This window comes from Nostoc sp. FACHB-190 (genome assembly GCF_014696905.1).
Classification (GTDB): Bacteria; Cyanobacteriota; Cyanobacteriia; order Cyanobacteriales; family Nostocaceae; genus Nostoc_B.
The window spans coordinates 22727-41872 of the sequence record NZ_JACJQW010000016.1 but is presented as its reverse complement, the minus strand read 5'-3'; the positions used below and the strand labels follow the sequence as shown (position 1 = coordinate 41872).

The window sequence follows — 19146 nt, the reverse complement described above, 5'->3', positions numbered from 1 at the left end:
ACAACGTCTCTAGCTGAGAATTAACGAACTTTGACTGATGGCAAAATTAATAATACCTGTTCTTCAACTTATCAAACTTGATGAGTATTGTCTTGAGCCATCCGAAATCTAAGATATCGTGCAGCAGCGTGTAAAAACACGGAATAATAAACAGCGTTAATACAGTCGCTAAGGATAAGCCAGAAAACACAACTACGCCCAAGGGTTGTAAAAATTCTGCGCCTTCACCAATTCCCAATGCTAAGGGAAACATCCCTAACACGGTGGTAATGGTGGTCATGAGTACAGGACGTAAACGTTGAGGTGCAGCTTGTAAAATTGCTGTTTTGCGGTCGATGTTGTCTTTTTCTCGAAGTTGGTTAGCTAACTCAACCATGATGATGGCATTGTTCACTACAATACCGACCAGTAACACAGCACCAACTATCACTGTGGCACCAATAGCAGTTTGAGTGATATACAGACCGAAAATTCCCCCAGCTAATGCTAACGGAATGGTAAACATAATTACCAAAGGGTCGATGAGGGAATTGTACTGCACTGCCATAACTACAAATACTAGAAATGTTGCTAATCCACCTAATAGTTGCAGTGAACTTTGGAGTTGTTGATTTGATTCGGCGGCGGCGCTAGGTAAGACACTTACACCTTCTGGTAAATCAAGATTATTAATTACGTTTCTCACCTGTTCTATGGCTTGGCTTAAACTCGCACCTTCGGTTAAATTACCAGCAAAGATAACAACTTGACGCTGGTTGATACGCTGAATTTCTCCGGGTGCTTGCCCTTCCACAATTTTGGCAACATCACTTAAGCGGACTTGGTGATTATTATCAACAAATAACGGTAATCTTTCTAATTGAGATGGGGCTTGCACATCTGTTTCATTTAACTTGACGCGGACATCAACTAAGCGGTTGCCGCGTTGTAATTGGGTGGGAACGCTACCTTCTAGGGCAGTTTGAATTGTATCGCCAATATCTGTAGTGGTTAAACCCAAGGCAGAAACGCGCTCCCAGTCTGGCAGAATTTGAATTTCTGGCTGGCGTTCATCGGCATCGGGACGAAATCTGGCGAGGGTGGCTTGTTCTTCTAAGGCGGCTAAGACTTGACGACCAGCTTGTTGTAAGGTGTCTGGGTCGTTTCCTTGCAAAATTACGTCAACGTCTGCACCACGCACAGGGGAGTTATTGAGAATCAAACCCCGCACTTGTCCGGGTGAAAGGCGCAGGCGAATTCCGGCTAAGTTTAGTTTGTCCAGTTCTTGGGTGACTCGTTCCACATAAGCTTCGACATTTGTACCAGGTTTGAGGGTAATGTTGCTAGTACCGCGTAAAGGGTTGGCGTTGGTGGTGTTGCCAAATAAGGCTCCGCCAGATGTGGAAAAGATATATTCTGTTTCTGGTTGGTTACGAAGAAGTTCATCTACCGCATTCATAACTTTGATGTTAGTTTCCAAGGGTGTACCCGGAGGAAACTGAGCGTTTAAGTTAGCTTGTCCGGTATTAATTCTGGGGAGGATTTCTTGGGGAATTTGGGGAGCCATCCACAAACTACCGCCACCGAATAAGAGGAGGGCGATCGCAACTGTAACTATCCGCCAGCGTAATATCATACTTAAAAAGCCGCCATATCCTCTGGTGGCAGCATCAAAGCGGCGATTAAATTCTTTGAGCAGCCAAAATTCACTCAAACGGCTCGAAAATTTCCATCCCAGCATTCGAGATGCCATCATCGGCACAACGGTAACGGCAATTAAAATCGAAGCTGCGACGGAAAAGCTAATTGTCAAAATTAATTCATTAAATAGCAGGGCGATAAATCCACCAATGAGCAGAAATGGCAATACTGCGACTAAGTTGGTACTAGTAGAAGCGATTAAGGCTGATTCGACTTCGCGGCTACTTTGTTCTGATTGATTAATTAATTGTTGCTGGTTTAATTTGCTTCGGTTACTTTTGCCTGGTGTCATACCTGCACCTTCGGCAATATTCTCTAACATCACGATGGAGTTATCCACCACAATACCCACACCCAAGGCTAAACCACCCAAACTAAAAACGTTGATGGATAAGCCAAACAACCCCATCAAGATAATTGCGGCGAGGGTGGCTAGAGGGATAGCCAGGACAATGATAAAGGTTTGCCGTAGAGAACCTAAAAACAGGAGAACTGCGATCGCTGCCAGCCCTGTCCCAATTAACCCCGAACTTGTAACATTAGAAATAGAATTACGAATAAACTTTGATTCGTCCAAAGTTGCGGTAATTACTGTTCCTTCAGGAATCACGCCAGACTGGCGCAGTTCTTCTAGGCGTTTTTTCACATTATCAACCACGTTGATGGTATTAGCATCTGGTTGTTTTTGAACACTAATTCTGACGGCTGGTTCACCATTCAAAGAAACGAAAACCCTTTGCAATTCTGAGCCGTCTATGACTTCGGCAAAGTCTCGCAGATAAACACGGCGAGTCGGAACTGTTGATTGAGTATTACTCGTGTTAGCCGCAGATACTTCAAAGGATAAATTTCGCAATTCTTCTGCGCTGCGAAACCTCCCGACAGTCCGAGTTAATGGTTCAGAATTCTGCCCTAAAATACGACCGCCGGAAATATCTTGGTTACGGTCTCTTAATTCATCTAAAACATCCGTTAAACCTACACCCAAGGCTTGTAGGCGGTCTAAATCAATGTTGACTCTGACTTCTTCTGGGACTCCTCCCGAAACATCTACCCCAGCTACCCCAGGAACAACACCCAGTTCACGGGCGAGTTCTTCTTCGGCAAAAACACGTAAATCTACACCTTGTAAAGCAGGTGAAGTTAGTGCCATTTCATAAACAGGTAACTGGGAAGGATCTACTTTGAATATGCGTGGTGATTCTAAGGTATCTGGTAAAGTCCCTCTGGCGCGGTTAAAGGCTGCTGTCGCATCGTTTAAGGCTTGGTCAATATTGCCTCCCGGTTGAAAGTATAAATCTAAACTGATTTGCCCTTCACGGGTTTGGGAAAATACTTGCAATACACCTTCAGTTGCAGAAAAAGCTTCTTCTAAAGGCTTGGTGACTTCATCAATTGCCACTTCTGGGGAAATTCCTGGTGCTTGTATCCGCACCCCAATCCGGGGATAGGTAATTGATGGTAGTAAATCTACGGGCAGCTTAACGATAAAAAAGACACCCATAATAATTACTGCCAAGGTAAGCATGAGCGTACCAATGTGTTGACGTATTGAGATGGCGCTGATACTAAACCCGCCACTTTTCTGGACTTGCTGCATGAATGATTGCACTCCAAATCTAAATTCTTAATTTCTAGTTCTGGGTTGTGTAGAATTTGATTCGTCTGTTTCGGAGAGAATTGAAAGACGGACAGGGTTTCCTGGTTTTAAAGGTCTACCACTGCGAACTACGTAGCGTTCTCCTGGTTTTAAACCTGATAAAATTTCTACTTTGCCATCAGCTTTTTTCCCCAAGGTGACGGTACGCGCTGTTACTTTTGGTTGTCCTGGGGTGTTTGTCAGGACAAATATAGTGCCATCTGTTTGGTTTTCAGCAGGTTGTTTGTCTGTGGCTGGTTTTTGAATGGCGGTTTGCGAAACGACAACTCGCGGTTGGGTTTGGTTTTCAAAGTTAACTCTGGCTAACAGTCCGCTACCAATATTGCCGTTACTGTTGGGAACTTCTACTTCTACGGGGATGAGCCTTGCTGTGGCATCGGCGGTGGGAGATATGCGGATGACTCTACCTGTTAAGCTTCGTTGGGGAAAGGCATCTAACCGTACTTGTACTGATTGCCCTGGTCTAATTTTTGCGAGTTCTAATTCGGAAACTTGGACGACGACTTTGACGCGGCTAAAGTCACCAATTTGGATCACTTCACCGCCTGCTTGCAACAGGTTGCCCGGTTCTGTAACTTTGCTTGTGACTACGCCACTGATGGGGGAAACTAGTCGGGAGTAAGAACGGCGTTCTTTGGCTTGAGCCACCACTGCTTGTTGTGCCAAGACTCTGCCTTGGGCTGCGGCGACGGCTTGTTGTTCTGTGCGGACTTGCTCAGTAGCAGCTCGTAAAGCTTGGGCGGCGGTTTGGGCTTGAGTACCTGCTTGTTCGGCAGTTTGCTCGGCGATCGCACCTTCTCTGTATAATTTTTGTTGTCTTTCGGAGTCGGCTTGTGCCTGCACCATTTGTAACCGCAGTCTTTCCACTTCTGCACGGGCGTTGCTTACCTGGGTTTCGGCTCTGGCTACATCTGATTTTTGGGCGGCGAGTTCGGCTTCGGCTTGTTTTAAATCTGTTAACAGCAAGGCATCATCTAACTGGCCGATGTTCTGCCCCTTGCTAATCCGATCGCCAACATCTACATTTAAGGATAATAACCTAGCTTCTACTTGCGATCGCAGCGATACTATCCGAAAGGGAATGGTTGTACCTGTATATTCTGGCTGTTTTTCCAGTGTATCTGTCCGGGCGATCGCTACATCTACAGGTGTCGCACCACCTTGTTGTCCGCCTCGACGTTGTTGTGACTGTGCTTCGGCTGCTTCTTTCGGTAGGGATGCACAACTAGCTGAAAGTAATCCTGTGGTGAATAAACAAGCAAACAATGATATGAATTTCTTGGTTTTACTGTCAGGAAACATCCGTTTGTTGATTGGGTTTTCTGCGTAAATATTGGCGGTTAAATCTAACTGGCTATTCATCACTGGGATTTGAGCTATGTAGGTTTGCTGTTTCATCGATTTTTGCGGTTGTGGGTGGCAAATGATTGATTTTGCTTATATATAAAGTTTTTCCGAAAATAGCAGCCTTTTATACTCAAGCCATTCTGAATATATGTCTCTAGATAGAAGCATTGATAATAAATTAATGTTGAGACATATCTTTTTGTGTCAATTTTTACTACTTTTACTAAATAAAAGTTTCACAAAAATATCCTCCCTGCTTGTGCAGATGTATAACGGTTTTATCTGCAATAGAATTCAGATAAAGCTATGTTTTCCTCATATCTTGACCATAAGCCTTAGATATGAAGATTTTGACAAATCAAATTTTGTGCTAGTTCTTGCCAGAATTTTGGCATTAGCAATGGTGAAATAACTATATTTAGTTTTACTAAGTATACCTAATATATACTAACAAAGCTGCTAAAAAAGCAATCGGCACGTCTGAGTATTTATGAGATAGATTAAAAAATCTAAACTGTAATTGTCTTTTGTCACCATGTAGTATATGAACAAACGCTATTTTTTAGGATAGACGAGGACAATAACGAGTGACATCACCGCTAAGACTGACTCAAACCGCTAACGAAGCCGAAATTACAGAATTTTTCCAAAAATCAGCCGGTCAGTGGCGATCAGAAAGACGCTACTATACTCTGCCAGAAGGTGAAACCAAAGAAATGGTGAGTATGATTACCATTCGGTTTTTAGACCAAGGATGCGCTGAATTACAAAAGCTGGCACAACTGCATGAGTTACCTGATATGGTTAGTTTGATTTGTGGTGCAGAAGTAATTTGGAATAGTACAGATAAACTAAAGGGTAGACAAGAATCTCAAGGTTCGACATTATTTGGTGTATTAGGAAATATTTTGTACCGCGATCGCGGTTTTGCCACATCTAAACCCATCACCGCAGAGTATCATTTTCCTAATTCTGAAACTCTGTGCTTGCGAACTGAGTACAATGGCTCAGTGTTTGAGGAAGAATTAAAGTTAATTGGGAATAAATATCGCACCAGACAAACAATCATCTCTCGCTCTGGTGAACAGTTAATGATTGGTCAATATTTAGAAAAGCGAATTGATTAATTCCCAGGGGATAATACAGAGTAGATATCGCAGTCATAAATCATTCGTGAACCAAAAGATACCCGACTTCTTAAAGAAGTCGGGTATCTGAGCCTCTCGATTTTCACAAATCAAATAAGATTGCTATATCTACTCTCTGAACTGGATTAATCTAGAACTTGCCACCAACCGAAGGCGGGGCCGATAAAACGGATAGTTACCCAAGCAGCAACCATTGTACCAATACCAATCCAGGCTCCGCGAGTCGTCCAAGCCACAAATAATTCGGATTGTTTTTTGGTGATGGGAACCCAAGACAATATACGCTCATCTTGACCGTATTGTTCTCCAAGTGTTTCTTTGCGACGTTTTGCTTCACCCATAATCAGTAATTCAAAATTTCAATTAGTGTGTGTTATTGAAAATCTGCGAATAAGCTGATAATAGCGTTTGCTCAGATGCGATCGCTATCCGTTGACAAAATGTAAATAGTTACTTGTCATTTAAGCTGAATCTTCTTCATCTGGGTTAGAAAATAAACTAGGGTCAAGATAGTTGATGCGTGCTAGAGGGCTAAGTGCTGCGAGGATTTGAGAACCATAGCTACGGTTAATCACTCGACTGTCGAGCAATGCTACTACACCTTGATTCTCGCGTACTGGAGCGATCGCGCGTTGTAGTTCATTCAATGCTGCCGGGAGTAAGTATACGCGAAACCAGTCTTGGTGCGATCGCTTGTAATAAGCTACCCTCCCAGCCACCAGGGGATTTTCTAGAGATGGTAGCGGTAAAGTCGCAATAATTAACAAATGTGGCGCTGGTAAAACTTGTTGATGTTCTCGCCAATATTCCCAACCACTAATTAAAATACCATTTTCATCTAAACAGGTTTTTTCTACCTGCACCCGCGAACCAAACTCTGAAGCTAAAATTGCGCCGACTTGCGCCTTGAGGGGGACATCTCCCACCAACACAACAGTCAACCCTGGTGCTGTTGCACTTAAACACAACAAGGTACGGACTTTGTGAATAAAGGCTGGTTGAAATTCTGGTGTATTCGGTAAAGGTAACTGATGGGGGACATACAGTTGAATGGCTTGGGCTTGACTATCGGAGGAGAACTTGAGACAAGTAACATCATCCAAACCCAAACGCTGGCGAAATACAGGCGCTTCGGTTTCTGGTTCTAAAGCACTACCAATTAACACCACTGGCTGTCTTTGCCAAATCGGCGACAGTATTTCAGCTAATTCTATCGGCGTGTAATGCAAAGAAAATAAACCTTGGCGACGGGCGATAGTCGTCCAAAAAAGATGGGGTGGCTGATTTAGTGGCGTATTTTCATGGATGTATTGAAATTGCTGCCAGAAATTTTGCCAAACATCAGGAATAGTTGCTAATTCTAATTCTGCAAACAAATTATGCAGAATTTCTGCTTCTGGCTGGGAAATCAGATAATACTCATAAGGGTTGGCTGGGTGTTGAAATACTTCTTTGGTGAGTTGTGTTCTTGCAGAAAGAATAGCTTCCCTTTGCTGCGGACAAGCTAACATCAATTCTTCCCAGTCTTGGGGTTGCACATCTTGAATGAGTTGATGACGTACCCAATCTTCTAAATCATCAACACCATCAATAATTGTGGGAACACCTGGCAAAAAAGCATCAGAAGAAGTTAATTGCCCTTTTAACCAAGCTTCTGGAGTCGTTAGGAGTAGCCCTTGAAACTCAGAATTCGGCCAAGTATTACCTGTGCGGATGGGCTTCTGCACTTGTAACCACTGTTGTAAGCGGGGAATTTCTACTTGCAACAGACGCTGCTGCACTGTTTCTGGCGCAACAATAATAACAGGGCCGTGCCACATTAATGCTGATGCGACAAAGCTGGTGCGATATCTTCCTTGATAACCACAAGCCGCCCCGACTTGAATTAAAGCACTACGTCCTAGACGCAAGGCGCGGGCTACCAACCTTGCCATCGTCAAATGATGAGGCCAGGAAGGGAACCCCGCCTGCGATCGCAGGAAGTTATGTAGTGATAAATGAACTTCTGCCTCAATCACACGCTTTTAATCCCATACAAAGTGATTTTTCCATTAGCCCCATTTCTCTGATTCATTTATCAGTTATTTAGACTGATAACTTAGACTGTTCACTGTTCACTGATAACTGTTCACTGAATTAAATTATGCCAACGTACACAGGAATTTCCAGCGATGCTTTCCGGCATCCACTTGATCGCCAAGCTGAACAAGCTTTACGAAATTTACCGGGATTTGAGTTAGTTGCCCGTAAATTCATGGAATTTGTCTATGAACGCCCGCAGTTAGTCTATCTAATGGGTAACACCATCCAAGTAGGGCCTAGGCAATATTCCACTATTTACCAGATATTTCGGGAATGTGTGCGGGATTTGGACGTTTACCCAGAACCGACACTGTTTGTCTCACAAGATCCTCAAGCAAATAGCTATGCTTTAGGGCAAGAAAATCCTTTCATTGTCATAAATACAGGCATACTAGACTTGCTGGAAGAAGTCGAAATTAGGGCAGTATTAGCCCATGAACTGGGACATATTAAATGTGGTCATACTATTTTAATTCAAATGGCGATGTGGGCGATGAGTGCTGCTTCTGCCCTGGGTGAATTGACCTTTGGTATTGGTAATTTCGTTACCCAAGCTTTAATCTATGCTTTTTTTGAGTGGCGGCGAAAAGCGGAATTAACAGCAGATCGGGCGGCATTGTTAGTGCTTGATGACTTAAATCCAGTTATGTCTTCGATGATGAAGATATCTGGCGGTAGTAACAAATATGCCCATGAATGTAGTTTACAAGAGTTTATCCGGCAGTCAGAAAATTATCAAGCATTGGATGAAGATGGACTGAATCAAATTTATAAATTCTTGAATTACAATGGCGCTCAGGGCATGATGTTAAGCCATCCCTTTGCTGTAGAACGGATACATTACTTACGGGAGTGGGCAGTATCAGAAGAATATCAGCAAATCCGCCGAGGTAATTATCAGCGATCGCCCTCGGAAGGCGCTGTAAATGTTGCCTCAGAAACTTCCGCAAGCGAAGCCGAAAACTTACGCCGACAAATTGAAGAATTACAACAAGAAATTAACAGAATGAAAAGGTCTCAGTAGTTTATACGGTGGGCATAATTATGCTCACCAAACAATGGTTTATTTTGCTTGATTGTCAATAGCTTAGTTGCATAAAATACATAAAAATCTCTTATGTTAAGTTTGTTTGATTTGTCAACATTATCCTGGTTCAGATACTCGACTTTTTTGAACAATTGTGTATCTGATTTTTCAATGTAAATTTGAGAAATTATTTTCTGTAGCGTGATTTATCTTTTCAGTTTCCCTAATCTCCGATAATAGTTTTAAGGGATGCTTGGCAGAGATAGATATTCAGTAAATACTTACAGCACTTTTGAAGTAATTGAGGTACACCATGAGTAATAAGTAAGTTGTTGACTCATTACTCATTATTCATTACTCATTACTTTTTGCAATCAGTTGCTGTACCTCATAAACATCGAATCTGCTGTATGTTCTGTATCTTACTGTGCGCCTTCTAGACAGAGGTAGCAAAATCATCTAAGCTACCATCTGGTTGTGAATGTTCCAACAGTTTTGGATTTGAGATTGGTAATTTTAGATTTACAAAGAAGTAGAATCTAAAATTTTTCCAGACGATGCTGGTATCTAAGTTCCAATTCCATCATCTAAAACAGGCAGAGTATGAAATTTCGTTTATGTGTTTCGCACAATGGTAATTAACTTTCCCAAATGGCTGTCTTTGTTAGCTAATATTCTTGTCCTTGTCATCTTGATACCTGGGATGGCGTTAGCTACACCTCTACAAACTCATGCTAACTCTGGCGTAGTTATCGCCCAATCTTCCCCAAGGAAAAGCAACTTGATTGCATATTCGGAAGCAGATTTTACACCCCAAGAACGTCAACAATTGCAAGCTTTACGTCAACGCCGCAATAAGGAAATTAATACTATCTTAAATTTATCGCAACGCGAAAAGTTGAAAGAAAAATTGCAAGCTGGTAATACTTTGTATCAAGCTCTAGAGAGTTTAGATTTACTGCCTGATCAGCAAAGTATGATTAAAGCTGTGATTCAGTTGACTAACTTGAAAATGAAGGCAATTTTATCCCGGTATTCCTTAGCAATGGAAAAGTAAGAGATTGTGTTAATTGCTATTTAAATCAAAAGCGATCGCTCTCGGTGTTGTGCAGGCGATCGCTTTTTGTCTGAGTAGTTTAACCAATTGGTAATGCTAGTCCGTAGGTTGGGTGAAGCGACAGACAGCGTAACCCAACAAATGCTATGAAGAAAACTGCAACATTTTAGCCTTGACACGCCAGTAGGTTGGGTGGAGCCATAGGGAAACCCCACAATATTGAGTTATTTAAATGTTGGGTTCCATTTCATTCCACCCAACCTACGCCTATAAGTTCAAAATAAATCTCTTTTCATGAAAACAACCTTTCCCAAAATGATTTTTCCAGTTTTTTCACTCGATCAAGAGCATCTTGATAATCACTCATCTTGTTCTGCTGCGAGTAAAGTTGTGCTGCTTGATTGAAGTCAGCAATTGCTCCTTGCTTGTCTCCTAAGCTAGACTTGGCTATCCCGCGACCGATGTAGGCATTAGCAAAGTCAGGTTGGATTTGAATGGCTTGAGTGAAGTCAGCAATTGCTCCTTGCTTGTCTCCTAAAAGATACTTGGCCACCCCTCGATTGATGTAGGCTTGAGCAAAGTCAAGTTTGATTTGAATGGCTTGATTGTAGTCGGATATCGCCCCTTGCTTGTCTCCTAATTCAGACTTGGCTAACCCGCGATTGTTGTAGGCATCAGCATCGTCGGGTTGGATTTGAATGGCTTGATTGTAGTCGGATATCGCCCCTTGATTGTCTCCTAGGTCTGACTTGGCTATCCCCCGAAGGTAGTAGGCAGCAGCAAAGTCAGATTTGATATGAATGGCTTGATTGTAGTCAGATATCGCCCCTTGCTTGTCTCCTAAGTCTGACTTGGCTACCCCGCGACCGATGTAAGCAAGAGCAAAGTCAGGTTTGATTTGAATGGCTTGATTGAAGTCAGAGATTGCCCCTTGCTTGTCTCTTAAGTTGTACTTGGCTAACCCTTGGTTAAAGTAAGTATCGGCATCGAAAGAACTTGGTTGAATTTTCTCAGTACTAGTTTCAGATGGCGAACTTTCCTTCAGTTCTTCTTCGGGTTTCTCGCCTGTAATTCCCCAAATCAGTAATCCCAGAGCATTTATGTCATCTAGACTATCAAAATTGATCCATCTCAGGTTGCGTAAAAATGGCAGCTTTTCCGGCACTTCATCAACACCGGGAAGCAAAACAGGAATGACAATCATCTTGTTTTCCACACACCTAGAAAAGAATGTCTCAATTTCCCACTCTTGCCAACGTCCGACACCATCTTTACCAAGAATGATGGCGGCAGTTTCTACCGTGTCAATTGCCTGTTGAATTGCCTGCTGAAAAGAGCGTCCTGGGGGAATTTGTTCTTCGTCAACCCAGGGTTTGAACCCACGCTGTTTGAGTTTAGTGGCAATTTCCCGCACCAGTGGCTTATCTGCGCTGTGATGAGCCAGAAAAACATGAAATTGCTTGGACATTCTCAACAACTCCCACCACAATTTTTACACCCAGCAATTTCTCCTAGAGCCATTGCATACACTAGAATTTTTGCATAAATATTTTGTGGTTTGATTGTCTCATATAGCAGGGGACAGGTAATAGGTGACAGGTGACAGGGGTAAAAGTTTTGTGGTGTCTAATACCAATTTTTTATGAAGCTGCATAGAATTTGTTTATTTCCACCGAGTTACTTATATCTGCGCCTGCATCTGCTAGAGTGATTATCTCTCACAACTTCCAGCATTAGTCATGCTTTCTCAGCCCTATCTGCAACTGAGTTATGTTTTACGCACTCTGGTTGAGATTCCAGAGGATGAACTGGCAAAATTAACCCAAATCTTTCAACCAGTCAGTTGCAAAACTGGAGAGTTTTTCATCCGTGCGGGGGAAGTTCCTAGCAAAATTGGATTTGTGGTGGCGGGGATATTTCGTCTTTATTATGTGAATGGGGCGGGGACTGAATTTACTAAATCATTTTGTCCAGAAAATCATTTTTTGACTGCCTATAGTGCGCTGATTTTAAAACAACCTGCTCAATTTTTTATCACCGCTTTAGAAGATTCATTATTATTAGTTGCTGATTATAGTCAGTATGTCCAATTATGTGCAGCACACCCATGTTGGAAAGCTGTTAATCATAAATTGGTTGAGGCATTATTTATTAAAAAAGAGAGGCGAGAGGCAGAATTACTTTTAGATGATGCCACAACCAGATATCAAAAGTTTTTGCAAGAGTATCCTAATTTAGAACACAGAGTTAAGCAATATCACATTGCCTCTTATCTGGGTATTTCGCCTGTGTCCCTCAGTCGGATTCGGAAAATTCTCCAGCCGAATTAACATAGGTTAATGACTTCACCATGATTTGAGATTACATCTGAAAAAGATGTTATGAAATGCGATCGCTCAAACCGGGCAATGGTGAAGAAAAAACTACATCCTTTTATCCTCTACACAGGCTTTCTGGCATTTTTGGGTTTCGGAGTCCTAAATCCAATTATGCCGACATTGGTGGGGCTTTACGGCGGTACAGCGTGGGAAGTTGGGCTACTATATGCTACATTTTCACTTGCCCAATTTTTGACACTGCCAGGAATTGGTTATCTTAGCGATGCCTATGGGCGGCGATGGATGATGCTGATTAGCCTTTTAGGGGCTAGTTTGGGATATTTTATCTTTGGCAGTGGGGGCGCATTAGCTGTACTATTTGCAGGCTGGCTGATTGTGGGGCTAACCGATGGTACAGCTAGTATGACATTTGCAGCGATCGCCGATACTACCACACCTCAACAACGGACTCGTGCTTTTTCCTGGGTGAGTGGGATGATGGCTTTGGGGCTAATTATCGGCCCGGTTATGAGTGGTGTATTGTCGGCTATTTATCCAACTTTACCTGTGTATGTTGTGGCGATCGCTTTTGTGGTTGCATTGGTGTGGGGATATTATGCCATGCCGGAAACTTTACCATCAAACCAGCGTTCCCCTCAACCTGATTTTGCTCAATTAAATCCCTTCACTCAATTGCAAGCCTGTTTGGTACTACCCCAACTGCGCTGGCTGATGTTGAGCTTTTTGATGGTGAATATGGCGATGTTTGCCCTCATTTCTAATTTACCTGCTTTAGCAAATGAGCAATTTAACTGGCCAGCCCCACAAATTGCCCCGTTATTTGCCTTATTTGGTGTAATTAGTGTTATTGATCAAGTAATAATTATTCCCTGGTTATTGCCTCGATGGGGCGAAGTTCGTATGGCATTTTCTGGGGCATTAATTACCGGATTAGCTTTTAGTTTATCTGGTATATTCGCCATCACAGGCTCGGTTATAGTTCTCTATACAAGTATTGTATTGGTTGGCATTGGACAGCCCCTAGCCGAAACTTCTTTAATTGGCTTGATGTCCAAAACTGTTGGTGAAAAAATTCAAGGACGCATCAACAGCAACATTCAAACAGTGCAAGCATTAGCGAGAATGATTGCCCCCTTGTTAGCAGGTTGGTTATATCAAAACATTAGCCCAGCTACACCCTATTGGTTTAGTGCTGCTCAAATTCTCGTGGCGGCAATTGCTGTTAAATTATCAGTGCAGAAATCCTCTATTTCAACTCAAAACAATACAGTGTTAATTACTGGAGGTTCATCAGGAATTGGCTTGGCATTGGCTAGAAAATTTCTTCAAGCTAACAATACAGTGATTATTACTGGACGTGATGCTAAGAAACTCGCTGAAGTCAAGAAAATCTTGCCGGAAATTATAACTGAAGTTGCTGATTTACAAGATTTTAATGCTTTACAACATCTGGTTAATCGCTACCCCAATGTCAACATATTGATTAACAATGCCGGGATTCAATACAACTATGAATTTATCAATCCAGAGATTGACCCTGATTTAATTGAAGAAGAATTACGCACCAATTTAATTGCACCATTGCAATTAATTAAACTGATGTTACCCCATTTGTTAACTAAGCCAAACGCGGCTATTGTGAATGTTTCTTCTGGTTTGGGATTAGTACCGAAACAAACTGCGCCTGTTTATTGCGGTAGTAAAGCCGGATTACATATTGCCACTAAAGCCCTGCGCTGGCAACTGGAAACCACATCAATTAAAGTATTTGAAATTATCGCGCCTTTAGTTGATACACCAATGACTCACGGTAGGGGTAAAGGTAAAATTTCTCCAGCAGCATTGGCGGATGAATTCTGGCATAATTTTAGGTGCGATCGCTATGAAATGCGAATCGGTAAAACCAAACTGCTGTTTTTCCTCCAACGTTGGTTTCCCCAAGTCGCCGAGAAAATTCTCCGCCCTGGAATTTAGATATCGGATAACTTACCTGCCTATACAAACTTTTCTGCTTGAGTTATTAACGCTACTCATCATACCTTGTCTTTGGTAGCATTAAATAATCTCAAGTTTAAGAGGTTAGTGTAGGTTTTAGTTTGTAATTTATGGCTGACTATCAACATTCATCCAAGCAAAACCAAACTGCAAAACTACCTTTGAGTAGCGTGACAGTTGTTGTCACCCGCGCGGCTGAACAGTCTGATCAGTTTGTCGCGCTTCTCGAACAAATGGGTGCAACTGCATTATCGATGTCTTGCTTGTGTATTGCTCCGCCTACAAGTTATGCCAAACTAGATGATGCGATCGCAAGCCTTAATCAATTTGATTGGTTGATTTTTACCTCAACTAATGGCGTAGATTACTTTCTAGAGCGATTAACTAACTTGGGTTTTAATACCAGCACACTCACCAAAATCAAAATAGCTGTAGTCGGGCAAAAAACAGCAGCACGGTTGCAAGCATATAACTTAACCGCAGATTTTTCACCCCCAGAATTTGTTTCAGATTCTCTGATTGCGTCTTTTCCTAACAGAGATAACCTCAAAGATACTAAAATTCTTTATCCCCAATTAGAAGCAGGTGGGCGAGAAAATATTGTTGAGGAACTGACTTTATTAGGCGCAGAAGTCCAAGCTGTTCCGACTTATCAATCAAATTGTACAACTGAAATACCACCATTAATTGCCAAGGCTTTTCAAGCAGATAAAATTGATGTAGTCACATTTGCTAGTCCGAAAACAGTGGGATGTTTCTATCAATTAATTAAATCTATTCATACCGAATCTGTTTTAGAAAATATTTGCATTGCTTCCATTGGCCCAGTGACTTCAAATGCTTGCCGCAGTATTTTAAACAGAGTTGATGTTGAAGCAAATCCTTATTCCCTTGAAGGATTAATAGCAGCTATAGTTAATAGTCAAGAGAATTTGGATAAAATTAACCGTAGATAGGCATTTATGAAACCAGTGAATTTAGCAGAAGTATTAGCCAAAACTGATATTGAATTGCACCGTTTAGGCTGGACACCAGAACAAGGAAGAGAATATCTTATTAAAACTTATGGCAAGAGAGGGCGGACTTTATTAACCGAATCAGAATTACTGGATTTTCTGAGATACTTGGAAGCTCAACCTACGCCATCATCAGGAGAAGATTTTTTTGTTCAAGTTATAGCTAAAACTGATCAAGAAATGCAGCGATTAGATGTCAGTGTAGAGTGGGGCAGAGATTATCTGATGAAAACTTATGGTAAGCGATCGCGCCATTTATTAACTGAAGAAGAACTACTAGATTTTCTCAAATATTTGGAATCTCTAGCCACACCTCTAGATTAATCCAAATAGAATTTGTAGGGTGAAATTTAAATACCTAAATTTATTTACTAAAATCATTATATGAAGGCAATACCTCCTGGTTTAGTATAAATATACAGATATACTTGCCCTTAGAGGTGATCATATATATCTGGAATATCTAGAGGTTCAGACTTGTTTGACATTCGGATATAAAATTCTAGTTTCTTTTCTTTAGTCTTCTGTAACCAAGCTTTTTTATGAGATTTTTTAACATCAATTGCACAAACACATTTATCATCAATATTTTCAAACCTAATTTTGATTTGCTGAATAAAACTTTTTCCAATATGGTTACAAATTGTATCAATAATTGTTCGCTCTAATTTGTCAAGATTTCCATTTGACAGTAAAGACAAATCTTGTTCAAGTCCGAAAACATTACCATTATCTTCAACTCCAATAATCAGAGTGCCACCTTCAGAGTTGAGAAAAGCCACAATTGTCTTGAGGCTGCTAAATCTTAAATCTTTGTTCTCACAATTACGCTTAACATCCCACTGAAAGGTACTTTTGTATTCTAGGCGATCGCTTTCTGGCAGTTGGATCAACTCAGAGATGGGACGTAAATCGCCAATTTTGCGAATTGTGGTTAAAAAGCGGCGTAGTTGTCGTTCTTCAATACGTTGCTTTAAAGCTTCTTCTGTATCTGCTGCATCAATGACTGTTTTGTTGATCACAGCAATATATTGACCAAAATAATTTTGTTCTAAAGTTTCTAGATTTTCGGTAATCCATTGCTCATTTTGAGCATTACCCCAAAGGTTAAAGTAAGCGATCGCATCTTGAATTGATTCATGCAGAACATCATAAACATTGCCGCGCATATTTTTGGAAATGTAGTCCCATACTCCTGATTTAAATGCTGTACGGCAATCACCGACTGTATCGTTAGCTGTCAGAATTATTACTACAGAAGAAAGGTTTCTTTCCTTCACTTCATTCAAAATTACAAAGCCACTGTCATCTTGTTCCATCCGCATATCAGAAATTATTACATCGAAGGGAGTTTGTAATTTTTCCTGTGCTTGGGTAGAACTTGTTGCAGTTTCTATGTGCTGATAACCATAGTCTCCTAACCACTCCAGCAACTCGCTCAAATAACGAGGGTTATCTTCCACCACCAATAAATGAACATTTTCCGTTTGCATCTTGTCTAATGTAACTCTCCTTTTGTATAGGGAATATAAATTTCAAATATAGATCCGTTGTATCCAGTTTCCCGGATATACCCATTCATCTTAGTTAATGTTTTACGGATAATAAACAACCCTAAACCACTACCTTTTCCTTCGTGAGAAGTGGTTTTTAGTGGTTGAAAAATCCAATCTTTTTTATCTTCAGGAATCCCTTTACCATTATCAGCAAATTCGATAAACAAATATTTCTGCTCACCAGGAATTGTTCTGCCCCATACCAGTGGATTAATAACATCCTGAGAAGATATGCGAATTATTAAATTTTGCTGCTCGGAGTTGTGTTTGAGGGAGTTCTCTACTAATTCATTCAGCGCACTTTTAATTTTTTCTTCATCGCCATAAAATTCAGAATCACCATTTTGGATCTCTAGCATAATTTGAGCTTGGTCAATCCGAGGAGTAGTTTCCCACTTTTCAAACAGCTTTTTCACTTTAAAGCGATGATTCTTAATGGTAATTCCTTCGTTAATCGCTTTTAAATCACTAAGGGCTGTCTGAGTCAGTTCTAGTTGCGCCAGCAATTTCTCAAGCTGGGTATAGTGAACATCTTTTGGTTGTAACTTCCGTATTGCCCGACGAGTTTTAGACTCAATTACAGCAAGCTGATTATTGACAAAATCTGATATATCATGGGCTGTTTTAGAAATCACGGCTAGAATTTTTCCATAGTCATCGTGAGAGATAGTTTCAATTTCAGACTTTTGCGCTGCCCGTCGTCTATTGACCTCTTCAAATACATCTTCAATATCTTGAATAATGCAGCTTAACAGAGGATCTTGTAGTTCAGAGTGGCGCAAAATCCGATAAGCAATTCCCTTAAGTATACCAATCTCATTGGCAATCTTATGATACATTGCTCTATTAAGCATCTCTGTGTCAATTAACCCAGTTTGGGTATCAGTCTTAACCATATCAAAGTAGTCTTCCTCACTCAAATTGAGAGTTAGCATCTCAAATGCTTGAGCATAGCGGGGCGATTCTTCGGCAATTTGCTGTAACAGTTTAATAGCTGTTTCACTATGGGGATCGCTGGCAAGGATGCTTCTGGCACTGTAAAGTAAAGTTTTATCTTTGTCATCAGAATTAGCAATTGCCGCCTCGAAATATTCGTTACCTTTATCTGGTTGTTTAATGCGATAGTGTAGTCTACCTAAGTAGAGTTTAATTACATTAGATTGATATTGAGTTTGAGTCTCTATTTTGATGGCTTCCAATTGCTCTATTGCGTCTTTGTATTTACCTATTCCTTCTAATGCGAGAGCGTATTGAAGATAAATATAACTGTTTAGCGCATTTAGCGCATCAGAATTTTGGGACTTAATCTGTAAACATTGCTCAAACAATTGAACAGCTTTCTCATACTTACCAATTGCAGTCAAAGCAACTGCATACTTGCTCAATGTTATTAGATTATTCGCTTCAATTTGTAGTGATTTATCAAAAAAAATAAAAGCCTGCTCATACTCACCAATTGCAGCAAAAGTGTTTGCATATCTGCTTAAAGTTATTGGGTTATGAGGCTCAATTTCTAGTGATCTCTCAAAAATTTGCAAAGCCTTCTCATATCGACCATTAGAAAACAAGACGTTGGCATAACTATTGAGTATTCTTGGATTACTAGGTTCAATTTTAAGTGATCTCTCAAAAACATGAAAAGCTTTATCATGCTGACCATTATTAACTAAGGTATTTGCATACTTAGTTAATAATTGAGAATTTTGAGGATCAAGTTCTATTAATTTTTCAAATACGCAAATCAACTGCTCATTTTTCCCTAATTTCTTTAATGTTGTGCTATACGAAAACAAAACTTTAATATCTCTCGGTTTGATTTCTAAAGCCTTTTCAAAAATACTTAAAGCTTCATTCTCTCTACCTGATTTTCCCAAAGTAGTACCGTAATTTCTCAATGTATCTACATTATTTGGATCTATTTCTAGGGCTTGCTCGAAAACTTGAAAAGCCTGTTCAAATTCTTGTATATGCGTCAAAGATTTAGCGTATTGTCTGAGTGCTTCAACATTACGTGGATCAATTTGTAAAGCTTGCTGGAAAACACTAATTCCCAACTTGTACTCCCCCGTCTGTACAAGTTCTTCTGCTTGATTTATTAACTGGTAGATGCGATCGCTATCCATAATATCTTGTCTCAGGTAGCAGTAATACTTTAAAGCTCCCATAACCCCTGCAATATACTGGTTTAAAAGTAAAAATTTTCAGGTGTTGATGGGAGCTTTAATAGTCAATTACAAAT

General features: G+C 40.8%; 14 protein-coding genes and 2 pseudogenes. 8 read left to right on the top strand and 8 right to left on the bottom strand.

Annotation, left to right across the window (positions count from 1 at the left end; translation table 11 throughout):
• Window positions 1-46: 46 nt before the first annotated feature.
• Together H6G28_RS17950 and H6G28_RS17945 are read right to left on the bottom strand one after the other, a co-directional pair.
• Window positions 47-3280: an efflux RND transporter permease subunit gene (locus H6G28_RS17950; RefSeq protein WP_190672844.1), complete on the bottom strand. Its 3234-nt coding sequence runs from the start codon at window positions 3278-3280 to the stop codon at window positions 47-49.
• 27 nt (window positions 3281-3307) lie between these two features.
• Window positions 3308-4738 (bottom strand): efflux RND transporter periplasmic adaptor subunit, encoded by a 1431-nt coding sequence (locus H6G28_RS17945; RefSeq protein WP_190672841.1) that lies wholly within the window; start codon window positions 4736-4738, stop codon window positions 3308-3310.
• Window positions 4739-5274: 536 nt separating this feature from the next.
• Between H6G28_RS17945 and H6G28_RS17940 the strand changes: the two genes are divergently transcribed.
• Window positions 5275-5814, top strand: coding sequence for a phycobiliprotein lyase (locus H6G28_RS17940; protein ID WP_190672838.1), 540 nt, complete (start codon window positions 5275-5277; stop codon window positions 5812-5814).
• A 146-nt stretch (window positions 5815-5960) separates the two neighbouring features.
• On the opposite strand, the gene H6G28_RS17935 is transcribed toward H6G28_RS17940, so the two are convergent.
• A complete protein-coding gene (locus H6G28_RS17935) occupies window positions 5961-6176 on the bottom strand; it encodes a DUF2839 domain-containing protein (protein ID WP_190589074.1) in 216 nt (71 codons plus the stop codon).
• A gap of 120 nt (window positions 6177-6296) precedes the next feature.
• Window positions 6297-7853: a helicase C-terminal domain-containing protein gene (locus H6G28_RS17930; protein ID WP_190672835.1), complete on the bottom strand. Its 1557-nt coding sequence runs from the start codon at window positions 7851-7853 to the stop codon at window positions 6297-6299.
• A 125-nt stretch (window positions 7854-7978) separates the two neighbouring features.
• Here H6G28_RS17930 and H6G28_RS17925 point away from each other — a divergent pair, with 125 nt between their 5' ends.
• Both H6G28_RS17925 and H6G28_RS17920 read left to right on the top strand, forming a co-directional pair.
• Complete coding sequence (locus tag H6G28_RS17925; protein WP_190589071.1) at window positions 7979-8941, top strand: M48 family metallopeptidase; 963 nt, start codon at window positions 7979-7981, stop codon at window positions 8939-8941.
• 634 nt (window positions 8942-9575) lie between these two features.
• A complete protein-coding gene (locus H6G28_RS17920) occupies window positions 9576-10001 on the top strand; it encodes a hypothetical protein (RefSeq protein WP_190672831.1) in 426 nt (141 codons plus the stop codon).
• 20 nt (window positions 10002-10021) lie between these two features.
• On the opposite strand, the gene H6G28_RS17915 is transcribed toward H6G28_RS17920, so the two are convergent.
• The gene (locus tag H6G28_RS17915) at window positions 10022-10180 is read right to left on the bottom strand and encodes a hypothetical protein (protein ID WP_190672828.1); all 159 of its coding nucleotides are present in this window, start codon (window positions 10178-10180) and stop codon (window positions 10022-10024) included.
• Window positions 10181-10293: 113 nt separating this feature from the next.
• Complete coding sequence (locus tag H6G28_RS17910) at window positions 10294-11469, bottom strand: toll/interleukin-1 receptor domain-containing protein (protein ID WP_190672825.1); 1176 nt, start codon at window positions 11467-11469, stop codon at window positions 10294-10296.
• Window positions 11470-11740: 271 nt separating this feature from the next.
• Between H6G28_RS17910 and H6G28_RS17905 the strand changes: the two genes are divergently transcribed.
• From H6G28_RS17905 to H6G28_RS37950, 5 genes and pseudogenes are all read left to right on the top strand, one after another.
• Window positions 11741-12331: a Crp/Fnr family transcriptional regulator gene (locus H6G28_RS17905; RefSeq protein WP_190672823.1), complete on the top strand. Its 591-nt coding sequence runs from the start codon at window positions 11741-11743 to the stop codon at window positions 12329-12331.
• A 51-nt stretch (window positions 12332-12382) separates the two neighbouring features.
• Entirely contained in the window at window positions 12383-14314 is a 1932-nt protein-coding gene (locus H6G28_RS17900; protein ID WP_190672820.1) for an MFS transporter, read from the top strand.
• A 131-nt stretch (window positions 14315-14445) separates the two neighbouring features.
• Entirely contained in the window at window positions 14446-15291 is an 846-nt protein-coding gene (locus H6G28_RS17895; RefSeq protein WP_190672817.1) for a uroporphyrinogen-III synthase, read from the top strand.
• Window positions 15292-15300: 9 nt separating this feature from the next.
• Window positions 15301-15489, top strand: a pseudogene (locus H6G28_RS17890) (slr1353 family protein); the annotation flags it as partial.
• A 21-nt stretch (window positions 15490-15510) separates the two neighbouring features.
• Window positions 15511-15675: pseudogene (locus tag H6G28_RS37950) on the top strand (hypothetical protein); the annotation flags it as partial.
• Window positions 15676-15785: 110 nt separating this feature from the next.
• Here the strand turns inward: H6G28_RS37950 and H6G28_RS17885 are convergent.
• Together H6G28_RS17885 and H6G28_RS17880 are read right to left on the bottom strand one after the other, a co-directional pair.
• The gene (locus H6G28_RS17885) at window positions 15786-16844 is read right to left on the bottom strand and encodes an RNA-binding domain-containing protein (RefSeq protein WP_190589059.1); all 1059 of its coding nucleotides are present in this window, start codon (window positions 16842-16844) and stop codon (window positions 15786-15788) included.
• A gap of 5 nt (window positions 16845-16849) precedes the next feature.
• Window positions 16850-19072, bottom strand: coding sequence for a tetratricopeptide repeat protein (locus H6G28_RS17880; protein WP_190672813.1), 2223 nt, complete (start codon window positions 19070-19072; stop codon window positions 16850-16852).
• Between the last annotated feature and the right edge of the window lie 74 nt (window positions 19073-19146).

What these genes read in the sequence shown, in the direction of transcription:
- H6G28_RS17950 (WP_190672844.1), bottom strand. Translation starts at nt 3,280, where the DNA reads ATGCAGCAAGTCCAGAAAAGTGGCGGGTTTAGTATCAGCGCCATCTCA.
- H6G28_RS17945 (WP_190672841.1), bottom strand. Translation starts at nt 4,738, where the DNA reads ATGAAACAGCAAACCTACATAGCTCAAATCCCAGTGATGAATAGCCAG.
- H6G28_RS17935 (WP_190589074.1), bottom strand. Translation starts at nt 6,176, where the DNA reads ATGGGTGAAGCAAAACGTCGCAAAGAAACACTTGGAGAACAATACGGT.
- H6G28_RS17925 (WP_190589071.1), top strand. Translation starts at nt 7,979, where the DNA reads ATGCCAACGTACACAGGAATTTCCAGCGATGCTTTCCGGCATCCACTT.
- H6G28_RS17920 (WP_190672831.1), top strand. Translation starts at nt 9,576, where the DNA reads ATGGTAATTAACTTTCCCAAATGGCTGTCTTTGTTAGCTAATATTCTT.
- H6G28_RS17910 (WP_190672825.1), bottom strand. Translation starts at nt 11,469, where the DNA reads ATGTCCAAGCAATTTCATGTTTTTCTGGCTCATCACAGCGCAGATAAG.
- H6G28_RS17905 (WP_190672823.1), top strand. Translation starts at nt 11,741, where the DNA reads ATGCTTTCTCAGCCCTATCTGCAACTGAGTTATGTTTTACGCACTCTG.
- H6G28_RS17900 (WP_190672820.1), top strand. Translation starts at nt 12,383, where the DNA reads ATGAAATGCGATCGCTCAAACCGGGCAATGGTGAAGAAAAAACTACAT.
- H6G28_RS17895 (WP_190672817.1), top strand. Translation starts at nt 14,446, where the DNA reads ATGGCTGACTATCAACATTCATCCAAGCAAAACCAAACTGCAAAACTA.
- H6G28_RS17885 (WP_190589059.1), bottom strand. Translation starts at nt 16,844, where the DNA reads ATGCAAACGGAAAATGTTCATTTATTGGTGGTGGAAGATAACCCTCGT.
- H6G28_RS17880 (WP_190672813.1), bottom strand. Translation starts at nt 19,072, where the DNA reads ATGGGAGCTTTAAAGTATTACTGCTACCTGAGACAAGATATTATGGAT.